This is a genomic window from Aeromonas sp. 102P, assembly GCF_051920345.1.
Taxonomy (GTDB): Bacteria; Pseudomonadota; Gammaproteobacteria; order Enterobacterales; family Aeromonadaceae; genus Aeromonas; species Aeromonas veronii.
On record NZ_JBQBCZ010000001.1, the window covers coordinates 1,510,734 to 1,523,845 of the forward strand.

Below are 13,112 nucleotides of genomic sequence, written 5' to 3' on the forward strand. Positions count from 1 at the left end.
AGCGGTTAATCCGGGGAGGGGACTTTTAACGGGTCGGTGGCCCTGCAACGGCTTATAATGGCCGCTGCAAGATGAGGAGAGATGATGGAAAAGAGTGCATTCTGCTGTGTGGGGCTGGTCAATCCCAAGTCTCCGGAAAATGTCGGCTCCGTGATGCGGGCTGCGGGTTGCTACGGGGTGGATGAGGTTTACTACACCGGCAACCGTTTCGAGCTGGCGCGCCGTTTTGCCACCGATACCAAGCAGATGGTGGAGAAGATCCCGTTGCTCGGGGTTGATGACCTGATGGCGTTTATCCCGCAGGGATGCGTGCCCGTGGTGGTCGATCTGATCGATGGCGCGACGCCGCTTCCCGACTATGTCCATCCGGAACGCGCTTTTTATATCTTCGGGCCGGAGGATGGCACGCTCGATCCCGCCCTCTACGGGGCGGTGAAAGATGTGGTCTATGTGCCGACTCAGGGCTGCATGAATCTGGCCGCCTCGGTCAATGTGATCCTCTATGACCGCTTGGCCAAGGCAATGAGGGGAGCGTAATTAGCGAAACGCTATCATCCAGCTGCAGGGCTGGCAGCTACTTTCTGCTCCAGCTCTTTGATAAAACCCTGATAGTAGTCATAGAGCTGATAGCGTTTATAGATCTCTGCCAGATCGCCACTGCGGATCAGCTCAATCATTCCCTTATCCCAGAGCTGCAACATCCGGTTGCCCTGGGGGGTGTCGGCAAAGATCGGATAGGTTCGGATCCAGCGCAGGAAGGTGCGATGCAGGTTGGAGGGAACCTCACTCGCATAGAGCACGCCGGCAGTCAGGTAATAGCGATAGCGCTCTTTATCTAGCAGTTGCAAGGCCATCTCATCGCTGTCAATCTCATGCCACTGCATGGTGACGTGAATGTACTTGTCGAATGCCCAGCCTCGCCGCCATATCACTTTTTGCCCTTCCAGGCTTTTTTCCCCCTGCCACTGAAGCTGCCATTTTTTGAGCATGAACACGGTCAGGTCATCTGCTGATGCGGGATAGCGAGGTTGTCGGACACCGGTGACTTCATCGCGGTATACCCCCATCGCCATATCGCCTCCTTTTTTGGCAATCACAGCGAGAGCGCGTTTATAGGGCACGATATGGGGGGTTACCTGATAACCGTGGGGTTGGTAGATGGCGCGAACCAGATCGAGATAAATGCCTTTGCCATCTTGTTGGCAAAAGCCTGGCCAGTCATCGCAATAAACCTCAATAGAATCTGCCCGGCAATTAACCACCGTGCACAAACAACAGAGTAACAGACAGATGCGTAACATGGTCAGCGCTGGTCTCGTTGGAGCAAAGGGAAAACGGATACCCTACTTTATACCATGGCATTGATCGTGACAGGACGTAGAAAAAATCTCGCATCTCCATTTTGCGACAGGGTCGAGGGTTATTTTCGGTCGGGTTGTTATGATGATGAAAAGATTCAATAGTACCCCAATCAGGAGAGGAGACTGCATTATGCCATCGATCAAGACTCTGCTCTGTCCGGTCGATTTTTCCCAAATGTCCCGTGCGGTACTCGACTATGCCGTATTCATGGCGCAGAGCCATCAGGCCCAGCTCAAGCTGATCCACGTGGTCGATCAACTGCACGGTTTTGACAGCTACAAAATCCTGCATATGACGGCAGTCGAGATCACCCACGAGATGGAGCGTCAGGCCAAAGCCCAGCTCAAAGAGCTGGTGGCGACGCTGCCGATCCCTGCCACCTTTGATATTCGCTTTGGCCGCGCTGCTGACGAGATCGTGATTCAAGCCAAGGATGATGAGGTGGAGCTGATCGTGATGGGCAGTCACGGCCGCTCCGGCATCAGCCATCTGCTGGTAGGCAGTGTCGCCGAGTCTGTGGTGCGTCATGCACCCTGCCCGGTACTGGTGGTGCGCCAATAACGCGCCCCGTTTAGCGTGAAAAGCGTAACAAACAAGGCCAGCGATTGCTGGCCTTGCGTTTTCTGCTGCTGTGCCCGCTAGCCGTGGGCATAGATGACGCTGCCCCCCTTGATGGTATCTATGATGGCTCTGGCCTGCTCCTTGGGCAGGGCCGGGCAACCCCAGCTGCGGCCCAGCTTGTCATATTTGCGCAGATGGGTCGGGCTGGCATAAGTGGCGCCATGCATCACAATGGCGCGTTTGCGGGCATTGCTGTTCTTGCCGAGGCTGAGTCCGTCCAGCCGCAGGGAGTAGCCATGCTTGCCCAGATAGGTTTCAGCGGTGCGGTAGACACCGAGGGAGCTTTGGCGGGAGTTGAGCTGGTTGGAGAAACGCTCTGCGGCCAGTTCGCCGGAGTTGCGGCCATGGCTGACCCAGGTGTGATAGAGCAGCTTGTGACGTTTCAAGTCGATGACAAACAGCCTGCGCTGGGTGGATGGCTTGCTGTAATCGATGATGGTGAGAATGGCTTTGCGTTTGTGGCGCACGGTTTGATAACTGTTGAGTGCCTGACGAAATGTCTGTTTATCCAGCTTGCCTGCCAGGCCCAGCTGGCGATAAAGGTTCTGATCCCCGCTGGCATCTGCCGAGCTGCTCCAGATGAGCGATATCAACAGCAGTGGCAACAGCAGCCACCCGCATTGCCACTCTATCTGTCCGCGTACTTGTCTCATCCGTGAATATCTCCTTGTCACTCCCTGCCAATGGCGCGGAGATTGCCATCAATTCGCTCGATAGTTATATGCAAGGTGCTGAAAAGGCGCAATAAAAAAACCGGCCGCAGAGCGGCCGGAAGTAATTCAAACAGTAGACATTGGTTTCACAGGGTATAACTGACTTCCAATTACTTAGAAGTTGTACTGCAGAGCAACAGCGACAGTGTCGTCAGTGTTGCGACCCAGCTTGCTGGTGCTGTTAGTATCATCGTCCAACAGGTTCAGCTGGTAATCCACATAGGCATTGAAGTTCTTGGTGATGTTGTACCAAGCACCGATAGAGACGTACTCGGTCAGGGTGTCATCGAACTTGACGCCGTTGGTGTCGTTCTTCACGTCATTACGCACGTAAGCCAGAGACGGCTTGAACTTGCCGATGGTGTACTGGGCTACGGCTTCGTAACCATCGCTCTTCTCGGCGTAACCGCCCTTCACGAAGATATGATCTTCACTGTGTGCATAGGTGGCGGCCAGGTAGAGGTCACCGGCGGAATATTTGACACCGAAGCCGTACAGTTTGGCATCGTTGTCGCCACCGAAGGCGGCATATTTGCCTTGACCATCGGTCTTGCCAGCCTGGTTGTAGGCAGCGGACAGGCCCAGACCCATATCGAAGTCATAGGAGGCCGCGACAGCAAAGCCTTCATCGGAACCTTTCTTGTTCCAGGTGTCTTTATCGCCATTAGCCAGTTCGACGGTGGTGTCGGAACGACCGGAGTTCTGCGGGTCATTTTTGCCGGTGAACTGAGCACCCAGGGTCAGACCATCCTGATTGAACATGTATTTGGCCACGGAATTGGTACGACCGGTACCAAATACTTCGGTACCTTTACCCAGGCCGTCACCGCCCCACTCGGGCAGCACGTCGGTATAGTTGTTGACGGCCTTGGTGAACAGACCATCCTGACGACCATAGCTGAATGCGCCGAAACGGTCGTGCTTGATGCCGGCATAGGCATAACGCAGCTCGTCGTTGTCAGAACCGGAAGTCGGCAGGTTGTACTCGGCAAAGCCGAACGCCTTCATCTCGGGAGCAATCTTGGTCTCGCCAGCAACGTGCAGACGGAAGTAGCTCTGGTCACCTTCGGCACCGTTGTTGTCAGTGCCGTAGTAAGCACCTTGTGCACGGCCGCCGATTTCCAGCTTGGTATCGTTCTGGTTGTAAACGGTAGCAGCATGGGCGCCGCTCGCCAGCAGCAGGCTGGAGATGGCAATAGTCAGTGCAGACTTCTTCATATGCGTTATTCCTCTGATGTAAACACTTCCGAACTTGTTGTCGGTTCTGTGAAATCGGAAATGGTCCGATAGCCACACGGTAGGCGTCCCAACCTTGACTGGGCCTGAATCCATCGTTGTTTAATTGAGGTGACGAGGTCGTTATCAAGACTGGGTGTGACGGTTTTTGACAAGATAAAAAGAGATTAAATTCAATGAATTATTTTCTAGTGACTTTTTTGACATCAAGGCTGTTCTGAGCAACAAGGTCGATGGCTCAAGTTGTGAGCTAGATCACGCAGGGGAGAATGGGGCGGGGCGGGAAAAACGGGGGGGGGGGGGGAGCCTTGCAAGGCTCCCCCCAGTGATCAGAGGGGCTTTTGCCACAGGGTCAGCAGCAGATCCTGTTCCAGTTCATTCGGGCCCTGTTGAGCGAAAGCGTGACGCTGCTCACCGGTTGCCCGCCAGCCAAGACGGCTGGTCTCCAGAATAAAGCTGCGCATGGCCTGATCCATGGTGAGGCTGAACTGGCAGCGCTGTTGAGCCATCGGATTGAGACCGCCGAGGGTTGGCCAGCTGAGGGGGTGTTCCATGCTCACCGGATTGAGGCTGACCCGCAATTGCCACTGATGGCGCGGGCCTGGCTGCAGATAGAGCAGATAGCCACCGGGGGCCAGCCAGCTGACCAGCTGCTCGGTCTTGACCTTGAGATCGTTGACCAGCAGCACCTGAGCAGAACCCGGTTGCAACGGCGCGCGAGCGGGATCGGCAATGACAAACTGGCCGTCCGGCTGCGCTTTTTTGGCGGCAAAGATGGTGTTCTTGGCGATATCAACCCCGGCAAACTGCCAGCCGGGCAGGCGCTCTGCCAGCGCGCGGCAGTAGTAGCCTTCACCGCACCCAAGATGGATCAGCTCTTGTGGGGCCAGCGGAGCGAGCAGGCCGGCCATGGCCTCAACCAGCGGCAATTGGTGGCCGGCTTCCAGGAAATGGTGCTTGGCGCGCATCAGGGCACGGCTGTCGCTGTCTTTGGGGTTTTTCTTGCCGGGGATGAGATCCAGATAACCTTCCGGTGCCGGATCGAAGTGATGCTTGTTGTCGCAATAGCGCCCCTGGGAGGCTTCATGAAGATGGAGCGGACTGCGGCAGCGGGGACATTGAAGGTGCATAGTAACTCTCTGGGCGAATGCCGGAACAGTGAAGGGCGTTCGGGATTATAGGGGAGAGGATCAAAAAAGGCTGCCGTAGCAGCCTTTTTTATCCCAAGGCCTCAGTCAGGCCTGCGGACGGGTCATCAGCGAGTGCCAAATACCACAATGGTCTTGCCGTGGGCAGAGATGAGCTCCTGCTCTTCCAGCATCTTCAGGATGCGGCCCACGGTTTCACGAGAGCAGCCGACGATCTGGCCGATCTCCTGACGGGTGATCTTGATCTGCATGCCATCCGGGTGGGTCATGGCATCCGGCTGTTTGGCCAGGTTGAGCAGGGTCTGGGCGATCCGGCCGGTCACATCCAGGAAGGCGAGGTTACCCACTTTCTGGCTGGTGTGTTGCAGGCGCTTGGCCATCTGGCCAGAGAGACGCATCAGAATGTCCGGGTTGACCTGGATCAGCTGGCGGAACTTCTTGTAGGAGATCTCTGCCACTTCGCAAGAGCCTTTCGCGCGAACCCAGGCGGAGCGCTCGGGGTTCTCGTTCTCCTCGAACATCCCCATCTCGCCCAGGAAATCACCCTGGTTCAGATAGGAGAGGATCATCTCTTTGCCCTCATCGTCCTTGATCAAGACGGCCACAGTGCCCTTGACGATGTAGTAGAGGGTCTCCGCTTTTTCACCCGCATGGATCAGGGTGCTCTTGGCGGGATACTTATGAATGTGGCAGTGCGACAAGAACCATTCCAGGGTGGGATCGCTTTGCGGTTTGCCAATGACCATGAGAATTCCTCTGTAGTGTCTTTTTATGGACTTGTGCGTCCGGGCAAGCTGCCAATCTTGCCATTCCTTGTATTGGTCGCAGTAGGATAAGAGCCTTTGCCTGTGCTGACAAGGCTTTGCGGGCTTTTGACAGAGCCCTTTGAGTAATGCCTGCTGCGCCGCTTCGGCCATTCTAGGGAAGATAGAGGTCGGAGATGTTGATTTTGATCTATTTCCATCCCAACTCCCCCTGTTCGGCAGAGATAAGCGACTGGGTTATGCTAGGGATCCATCATCATGATTAACAGGAGAGAGTGCGAGATGAAAGCCAAGGTCAGCTGGGTGGAAGGGATGAAGTTTGTGGGTGAGAGTGAATCCGGTCACAAGGTGATCCTGGATGGTGCCAACCCCGGTGAGGGGGCCAGCCCGATGGAGATGATCCTGCTGGCGGTCGGTGGCTGCAGCTCCATTGATGTGGTCTCCATCCTCGAAAAAGCGCGCCAGTCGGTGACCGCATGCCATGTCGATGTCAGTGGCGAACGAGTCGATAGCGTGCCCCGGGTTTTCGAGAAGATTAATCTGCACTTCGTGGTGACGGGCAAGGGATTGGCGGAGAAGCAGGTGGCCAGAGCGGTCGATCTGTCGATGGAAAAATACTGTTCTGTTTCCCTGATGTTGGAAAAAGCGGTACAAATTACCCATAGTTATCAAATTGTTGAAGCTTGATAACGACAGTTTCGTTGGTACCCTGGCATAAGGCCGTTACGTAAGGCCACTGCACAAGGCCATGACATAAAGCCATTACATAAGGAAAGTGCAATGAAAAAATTGATCGCTCTGCTTCCCCTTTTGGGCCTAGCGGCGTGCAGCAGCCCGCAACCTACCCAGTATCAATACAGCCAATACCAGTGTGGCGAAGAGATGCTGGCCGTTACCTATGATGCCCAGGCTGACATGGTGCAGTTCCCCTATGCCGGGGTTTACCACAAGCTGGCGCGCGTTGAGTCTGAATCTGGCGCCAAATATTCCGACAGCGTCACCACCTTCTGGAATCAGGACAAACAGGCCCTCCTCACTCAGAAAGGGGTCACACTGCTGACCTGTACACTTAAATAAGTGACCACAGATAGCTGAAGGTGTGCGGCTTTATACCCGGGTCTGGCCTAGGCCGGATTGGGTCAAGAGGTTGAGACCACAAAAAACGGCTTACCGGGAGGCAAGCCGTTTTTCTATCCATCCGTTATCACTAAACAAGCGCTAGTTGGTGGGGACGCGATTGAGTAGCTCGGCCGCGAGCTGCTGGCTGAGAGCCTGACGCTGGCTGTCTGCAATGCTTACATCGCTGGTCAGCTGGATGATGCTGCTCCAGACCGCTTTCTGGGTTTTGCGATCGAGCAGCACGATGGCCAGCGACCCTTTGCGCTGGTTGGCCGAGGCATATACCCCGGGCGTCATGCCAAGACGGGCGAAAATCTCGCCGTCACTCATATCCTTGCCGCCCGCGACGCCGATGGCGACCCACAGATCCGCCTCGTCAAGCGGTGCACTCTGCCACCCCTTGCCATTGAGCTCCCGGCTTACCGCCTGCTGCATCGGCTCCAGCCACCCTTCCGCCAACTCACCGGCAAATTGATACTGTTCGGCCAGGGCGTAGCGCGGGGTTGCACCATAGGTCCAGTTGCCCATCGGACGAACCAGCATGGTGCCGGACTCCAGCGTGGGGGCCGCCGGCCCGCTGCTGCAACCGCCAAGCTGGGCGAGCAGTGCCACAGAGAGATAAGCAAGCCGCATCGTGAACTCCTTTGAATCAGGTTATTTTGCCGGTTTCGATCAATTGCTGGATGAGCGGGCGCAGGATCAGCTCCATCGCAAAGCCCATCTTGCCGCCCGGCACCACTATGGTGTTCATCCGCGACATGAATGAGCCGTCGATCATCGACAGCAGGTAGGGGAAATCCACCTGCTTGATACCGCGAAACCGGATCACCAGCATACTCTCGTCCAGACTCGGGATCACCTTGGCGCTGAAGGGGTTGGAGGTATCCACCGTCGGCACCCGTTGGAAGTTGATATGGGTGCGCGAGAACTGCGGGGTGATGAAGTTGATGTAGTCATCCATGGAGCGAACGATGGAGTCGGTCACCGCCTCGCGGGAATGCCCTCGCTCCGAAGTATCGCGAATGAGCTTCTGGATCCACTCCAGGTTGACGATGGGCACTACGCCGATCAGAAAATCCACGTGGCGCGCCACATTGTGATCCTCGGTGACCACACCGCCGTGCAGCCCTTCATAAAACAGCAGATCTGTATTGCTGGGCAGATGCTGCCAGGGGGTGAAGGTGCCGGGCATCTGGTTGAAGGGCACCGCCTCGTCAAAGCTGTGCAGGTAGCGGCGATACTGGCCATTGCCATCCTGCCCATAGCCCTGAAAAAAGCTCTCCAGCAGGCCGAAGTCATTGGCCTCAGGGCCAAAATAGCTGATATGACGCCCCTGCTCGCGCGCCTTGCGGATCGCTACATCCATTTCCGGTCGGGTGTAGCGGTGAAAACTGTCACCTTCCACCACAGCCGCGGTATATCCCAGTTGATGGAACATGGAGCGAAAGGCGTTGGTGGAGGTGGAGGTGCCGGCACCGGACGAACCGGTAACAGCAATAATGGGGTGCTTGGCCGACATGGGATTCTCTCTTCCTTGGGAATTCCGTTATAAGGTCCGGATTGCGGTTGGGTCAAGACTGCTCGATGAAGCGGTCTTTCATCACGATATTCACCGATTCGTGCAGCTCGCTATAGACGATGACAGCTTTGCCTTGCTGTAATTGTTCTCTCACTGCATCGACTTTGACGCCAAGCGGTACATCCTGCTCTCCATATTCGGTTCCCTCCTGCAACACAAAGTGTTCGATCAGGTTGGTCAGGGTGTCGCCGTCCAGTTCTTGCCAGGGAATGATCATAAAGGTCTCACAGCAAAAGAGGTGATCGTCAGGCTATTGTTGTGTTGAATCCCGCGAATGCAATCACTTTTTACCTTTTCACCGGAGTCTGAGAGATGTTGTCTGAAGCGCAGCGCAGCGCAGCGCGCCGTTAACCCTGACTGAGCATCTGGACAGCGCACGTCGAGAGGCGATTGCCCGAGGCATGGTGTGGTTCTGGTTGTTGAACTGGCTGGTGGTATTGTTTCTTTCGATACGCTACGAGGTTTACAGCCAGGTCGGGCTCGCCAGTGATGACAGCTTGCCCTGGCGCTTTCAGAGTGAGTTGGCCCTGGTCATGGTGGTGCTATTGCTGCTACCTGTTGTCAGCCTGTTTTGTGACCATCTGCAGGATCGCCTCTGGTTACGGATGGCTGCGCTGGTGATGGTGTTATGGGGCGGACTCTGGACGCTGCATATCTATACGATTGGTCAGGTGGAGCTGCGGGGAGGGGTCAGCTATGCCAACGGGATCATGCGGCTCAACCTGCTGGCTGCGCTCATCGCGTTTTATCCCGATCGCAAGGTGTTTTATGGCTATCTCTTGGGCCCGATGACGGTGGGAGTGGGGTTGGAACTCTTTTTACGCGTCGATTTTCCCCAGATCTACCTGCTTGGCGTGTTGTTTGGCGTGATTGCGCTGGAGGTCGGCCGCCGCATGCTGCACCGCTGGTTTGAGTTGGCGATCATGCGGGAGCATGAAAATCTGACGCTGCTGCGCCAACTTGATCAGCTCGCCAAGCAAGATCCTCTGACCGGTGTCGCCAACCGGCGGCATTTCAATATCGAGCTGGATCGCGCGTTGGCCCATAGCCAGGAGAGCGGCGCTCCGCTATCGCTCATTCTGATCGATGTGGACTATTTCAAGCGCTTCAACGACCACTACGGCCATCAGGTGGGGGATATGTGTCTCAAGGAGGTGGCACAAGCGCTCAACCGTGCGGTACGCACGCCATCTGATCTGGTTGCCCGCTATGGCGGAGAGGAGTTTGTGCTGCTGCTGCCCAATACCGACCGTCAGGCGGCGGCCAGCGTGGCGCAGCGGCTGCAAGATGGCTTGGCCAGCCTGCGGCTGGAGCATCTGGCGTCCGATGTTGCCCCCTGGGTGACGGTGAGTCAGGGGATTGCCAGCAATGTCTCCGGCGAAGGGGCGAGCCAGTTGCTGGAGCGGGCCGATCAGGCGCTCTATCGGGCCAAGGAGTCGGGACGCAATCAGTTCTGTGTTGCGGAGTGACTCTGTTCGGTAATCCAGTGACTGATCCGCTCATCCAGCCAAAACCGTGGCCGCCAGGGCGTGCCGTGCAGAAAGCCGACATGGCCGCCACGCTGGCTCAACTCATAGCGCACCGTGGGCGAGAGTTGCTCCGGCCGGGGAATGACCGCGTGTGACATAAAGGGATCGTCGGCGGCGTGCAGGATAAGGGTAGGGATTGGAATCTGAGCCAGCAGCGGTAGTCCGGAGCAGCTCTGGTAGTAGTGGCTGGCGCTGTGAAAGCCGTGCAGCGGCGCGGTAACCAGCTCGTCAAAATCGCGCAGGGTGGCAATCTGCTCCACTTGTCGAGGTTGCCAGCGTTCACTCGCTTTCTGCTGCTGGCTGATTTTGCTGAGCAGGTTGCGGCGCATGGTGCGCAGCAGATAGTTCTGATAGACCTTCGAGAAGCCCTGATTGACCCGCTCGGCGCAGCTCGCCAGTTGCAGCGGGGCCGAGACCACCACCGCCGCTTTCAATGCCGCAGGACAGCCCCGCGCCAGCAGATTGACCAGCATATTGCCACCCAGTGAAAAGCCGATGGCGATCAGTGGTTTGCCCGGGAAGCGCTGGCTCAGCTCGGCAATCAGCTCCTGCGCATCACCGATGGCGCCGGAGTGATAGGCCTGCAGGTGGCGATTGGGCTCACCGCTGCAACCGCGAAAGTGCATCAGCACAGCCTCTCTGCCCTCTTGCTGCAGGTGGGCGAACAATCCCTTGGCATAGTGGGAGTGAATGCTTCCCTCCAGCCCGTGAAACACCACTATCAGCGGCCGTTCATCAAGGCTGACTTCCCCGCTCCAGGCGAGGTCGACAAAGTCCCCATCCTGCAGTTCAAACCGCTCCGCCACAAAACGGGCAGGGGTGCGGCGCAGCCATTTGGGCAATATGGTCTGCAGATGAGGATTGCGTGCCCACCAGGGGGCGTGGAAGTGGCTCTCGGTCAGCATGGGGTCAGTCGGTCTGGGTCGAAGATAAGGAGGACGGGAGGCGTGTTCCTCCCGCCAGTCATTGGCTTATTTCAGCAGGCGATCGTGATGTTCGGCGCCGCGCAGCATGGCCTGGATCAGCTCGTTGGCCTCGAACTTGGTCAGCGCCTCATGGGCTCCCACCTGATGGGCCCGCTCCACACTGATCTCGCTGGAGAGCGAAGTGTGCAGGATGATGTAGGCCCCCGCCAGTTTGCTATCGCTCTGCACCTCGAAGGCCAGCTCGTAGCCATCAAGTCCCGGCATCTCGATATCGCTCACCAGAATGTCGATCGGGGTCTTCTGGCTCGCCCGCGTCTGCATCAGGGTCAGTGCATCCTTGCCATTGGTGCAGACCTCATAGGGGATATTGATGTAGTCCAGCGCGGCCATCAGCTGACGGCGAGCGACCGAAGAGTCATCGACCAGCAGGATCCGCATCGGCTTGATCCGTTCCCGCTGCACATCGGTCAGTACCGGATAGAGGTGGCTCGGATCGTCCGGATAGACCCGGGAGAGGATCAGCTCAACATCCAGCAGCTGGATCAGCTGGTCATTGACCCGGGTCACACCGGTTACGAAGACATTGTGGCCGAGGGAGGCGGGGGGCGATTCGATATCGCGCCAGTTGCACTCGGTGATTTTATCGATGCCCCGTACCAGAAAGCCCACCAGGGTGCGGCGGCAGTCGGTAATGATGATGAAGCAGTGGGGCATCTCCTCCTTGCTAATGGGGCGATAGCCCACCGCCATCGCCATGTCGATCACCGGAATGGTGGAGCCGCGCATATTGGCGGCCCCCAACACGGTCGGGTGCGAGTGGGGCATTGCCGTCAGCTGGGTGTAGGGCACTATCTCCTTCACCTTGAGGGTACCGATGGCAAAGGATTGTTTGGCTGAAAGGTGAAACAGCAACATGCCCTGGGATTGATTGGCTTTGCTCGTCATGGCAGATGTCCTGTTGGTCGAAACGTTGGCAGTCACTTCAGGCCTCTAGCATAAAGGATTACGGGGTGAATGGCCCTTCCTTGTTAACGACCATCTGGCAAAAAACTGGACTCATTCAGCCAATTTAGTTCGCGCATTCACACCGGCGTCCGGTTATTGATCTCCATCCTCGCCAACGCCCCACTGCTGGCAGGCCGCTTGCAATGCGGCCTCATCGGCATAACCCAGCTTGCTGGCCACCTGCGCGGGCTTGCTGCCGCCCTTGAGCAATCTGAGCGCCTGCAGCAGTTGCCACTGTTGTTGCAATGCAGTCCCTTCCACCGGCGCATCGGCTTGTTGTGCCCACTGTTGCAGAGACTCCTGTTGGCCATTGGCCAGTGCTTGCCAGCAGGCTTGCAGCTCACCGTGACCCTGCTGGCTGATGGCACACTGTTGCAGCTCATCCAGGATCACCTGCAGTCGCTGACCGTAGGCCCCTTGCCACTCTTTCGGACGTTGCCACAGAGCCAGAGAGTCGAGCAGGGCATCGAGCAGCGGAGTGGCTTGCAGCCAGCCAGCCTGCTGCGGCTGAGCCACGCGCAAAGAGACATTCAGCTGATCGTACTCGCAACCGCTGAGGGGGCTGAAGGCCGCGAGGGCATCGGCGCAGAGCCAGAAGCTGCTGCCTGCCGGCAGCAACAGCTCATGTTGGCCCAGTCTCAGCAGCGCGGCGCCCCGGGTGATCCGCAACAACTGCCCGACCGGAGTTCGTTTGCGGTTGCCGGCGTGCAGGCCATGGCAGGAAAAATGGTGATACTCGATGGCGTGATGCATGTAAAAACCCTGATATGATGCTGCCTGGAGGTAACAAATATGGAAACCAGACGTAAAAAACGCTTCATTGCCGGTGCGGTCTGCCCGGCGTGCGGCAAATTGGACAACATGATGCTGTATCTGGAGCATGGAGTCGAGAAGGTGACCTGCGTCGCCTGTGGCGATACCCAGGTACAAACGCCTGCCGAGGTCGACAAGCAGACTCGCGAAGCGGAAGAGGTGATCGGGGTGTTTCGCCCCTGATAAGGGAACGGCGGATGGAATGAGGGTCTCTTTGCTGACGCTGTTGCCGTTTTTTTCGTCACTCCGTGGCGCCGCACGCCATATGCGCGGCCCGCTTTTTAGGGTATTCTGAGC

General features: G+C 57.1%; 17 protein-coding genes. 6 read left to right on the plus strand and 11 right to left on the minus strand.

All coding sequences use genetic code 11. The features are described from left to right. Nucleotides 1–84: 84 nt before the first annotated feature. Nucleotides 85–537 (plus strand): RNA methyltransferase, encoded by a 453-nt coding sequence (locus ACTG1K_RS07290; protein WP_440005018.1) that lies wholly within the window; start codon nt 85–87, stop codon nt 535–537. A gap of 14 nt (nt 538–551) precedes the next feature. Here ACTG1K_RS07290 and ACTG1K_RS07295 read toward each other — a convergent pair whose 3' ends face one another. Then, nucleotides 552–1,301 (minus strand): substrate-binding periplasmic protein, encoded by a 750-nt coding sequence (locus ACTG1K_RS07295; RefSeq protein ID WP_440005019.1) that lies wholly within the window; start codon nt 1,299–1,301, stop codon nt 552–554. 190 nt (nt 1,302–1,491) lie between these two features. Here ACTG1K_RS07295 and ACTG1K_RS07300 point away from each other — a divergent pair, with 190 nt between their 5' ends. Further along, nucleotides 1,492–1,923: a universal stress protein gene (locus ACTG1K_RS07300; protein WP_042060878.1), complete on the plus strand. Its 432-nt coding sequence runs from the start codon at nt 1,492–1,494 to the stop codon at nt 1,921–1,923. Between the two features lie 77 nt (nt 1,924–2,000). On the opposite strand, the gene ACTG1K_RS07305 is transcribed toward ACTG1K_RS07300, so the two are convergent. The 4 genes from ACTG1K_RS07305 to crp form a co-directional block, all read right to left on the minus strand. Further along, on the minus strand, nt 2,001–2,636 hold the full coding sequence (locus ACTG1K_RS07305) for a murein L,D-transpeptidase catalytic domain family protein (protein ID WP_440005020.1): 636 nt from the start codon (nt 2,634–2,636) through the stop codon (nt 2,001–2,003). 174 nt (nt 2,637–2,810) lie between these two features. Continuing rightward, the gene (locus tag ACTG1K_RS07310) at nt 2,811–3,914 is read right to left on the minus strand and encodes a porin (RefSeq protein WP_440005021.1); all 1,104 of its coding nucleotides are present in this window, start codon (nt 3,912–3,914) and stop codon (nt 2,811–2,813) included. A gap of 347 nt (nt 3,915–4,261) precedes the next feature. Next, nucleotides 4,262–5,062 (minus strand): putative RNA methyltransferase, encoded by an 801-nt coding sequence (locus ACTG1K_RS07315; RefSeq protein ID WP_120415518.1) that lies wholly within the window; start codon nt 5,060–5,062, stop codon nt 4,262–4,264. 125 nt (nt 5,063–5,187) lie between these two features. Beyond that, complete coding sequence (gene crp / locus ACTG1K_RS07320; RefSeq protein WP_005335304.1) at nt 5,188–5,826, minus strand: cAMP-activated global transcriptional regulator CRP; 639 nt, start codon at nt 5,824–5,826, stop codon at nt 5,188–5,190. 300 nt (nt 5,827–6,126) lie between these two features. Between crp and ACTG1K_RS07325 the strand changes: the two genes are divergently transcribed. Both ACTG1K_RS07325 and ACTG1K_RS07330 read left to right on the plus strand, forming a co-directional pair. After that, nucleotides 6,127–6,531, plus strand: a complete 405-nt coding sequence (locus tag ACTG1K_RS07325; RefSeq protein WP_005362569.1) for an OsmC family protein — start codon at nt 6,127–6,129, stop codon at nt 6,529–6,531. A gap of 93 nt (nt 6,532–6,624) precedes the next feature. Further along, on the plus strand, nt 6,625–6,921 hold the full coding sequence (locus tag ACTG1K_RS07330) for an MliC family protein (protein ID WP_040067985.1): 297 nt from the start codon (nt 6,625–6,627) through the stop codon (nt 6,919–6,921). Nucleotides 6,922–7,062: 141 nt separating this feature from the next. Here the strand turns inward: ACTG1K_RS07330 and ACTG1K_RS07335 are convergent, their stop codons facing one another. Genes ACTG1K_RS07335 through ACTG1K_RS07345 form a run of 3 tightly spaced genes read right to left on the minus strand, consistent with a single transcriptional unit; the run spans nt 7,063 to nt 8,759 of the window. Then, nucleotides 7,063–7,596: a DUF4136 domain-containing protein gene (locus ACTG1K_RS07335; protein ID WP_439964400.1), complete on the minus strand. Its 534-nt coding sequence runs from the start codon at nt 7,594–7,596 to the stop codon at nt 7,063–7,065. A 16-nt stretch (nt 7,597–7,612) separates the two neighbouring features. Beyond that, nucleotides 7,613–8,482 carry a phosphoribulokinase gene (locus ACTG1K_RS07340; RefSeq protein ID WP_005335299.1) on the minus strand — a complete coding sequence of 290 codons (870 nt, stop codon included), beginning with the start codon at nt 8,480–8,482 and terminating at the stop codon, nt 7,613–7,615. Nucleotides 8,483–8,534: 52 nt separating this feature from the next. After that, a complete protein-coding gene (locus tag ACTG1K_RS07345; protein ID WP_005335298.1) occupies nt 8,535–8,759 on the minus strand; it encodes a YheU family protein in 225 nt (74 codons plus the stop codon). Between the two features lie 148 nt (nt 8,760–8,907). Here ACTG1K_RS07345 and ACTG1K_RS07350 point away from each other — a divergent pair, with 148 nt between their 5' ends. Continuing rightward, nucleotides 8,908–10,011, plus strand: coding sequence for a GGDEF domain-containing protein (locus ACTG1K_RS07350; RefSeq protein WP_440006807.1), 1,104 nt, complete (start codon nt 8,908–8,910; stop codon nt 10,009–10,011). Here the strand turns inward: ACTG1K_RS07350 and ACTG1K_RS07355 are convergent. The 3 genes from ACTG1K_RS07355 to ACTG1K_RS07365 all read right to left on the minus strand — a co-directional run bounded on the left by ACTG1K_RS07355 (nt 9,990) and on the right by ACTG1K_RS07365 (nt 12,755). After that, nucleotides 9,990–10,976 (minus strand): hydrolase, encoded by a 987-nt coding sequence (locus ACTG1K_RS07355; protein ID WP_440005022.1) that lies wholly within the window; start codon nt 10,974–10,976, stop codon nt 9,990–9,992. The two genes, ACTG1K_RS07350 and ACTG1K_RS07355, sit on opposite strands and share 22 nt — an antisense overlap. A gap of 66 nt (nt 10,977–11,042) precedes the next feature. Then, nucleotides 11,043–11,942: a chemotaxis protein gene (locus ACTG1K_RS07360; protein ID WP_005335289.1), complete on the minus strand. Its 900-nt coding sequence runs from the start codon at nt 11,940–11,942 to the stop codon at nt 11,043–11,045. Nucleotides 11,943–12,095: 153 nt separating this feature from the next. After that, nucleotides 12,096–12,755 carry a hypothetical protein gene (locus ACTG1K_RS07365; RefSeq protein WP_204382141.1) on the minus strand — a complete coding sequence of 220 codons (660 nt, stop codon included), beginning with the start codon at nt 12,753–12,755 and terminating at the stop codon, nt 12,096–12,098. Nucleotides 12,756–12,794: 39 nt separating this feature from the next. Between ACTG1K_RS07365 and ACTG1K_RS07370 the strand changes: the two genes are divergently transcribed. Then, nucleotides 12,795–12,998: a YheV family putative zinc ribbon protein gene (locus ACTG1K_RS07370; RefSeq protein ID WP_005335287.1), complete on the plus strand. Its 204-nt coding sequence runs from the start codon at nt 12,795–12,797 to the stop codon at nt 12,996–12,998. Nucleotides 12,999–13,112: the final 114 nt, after the last annotated feature.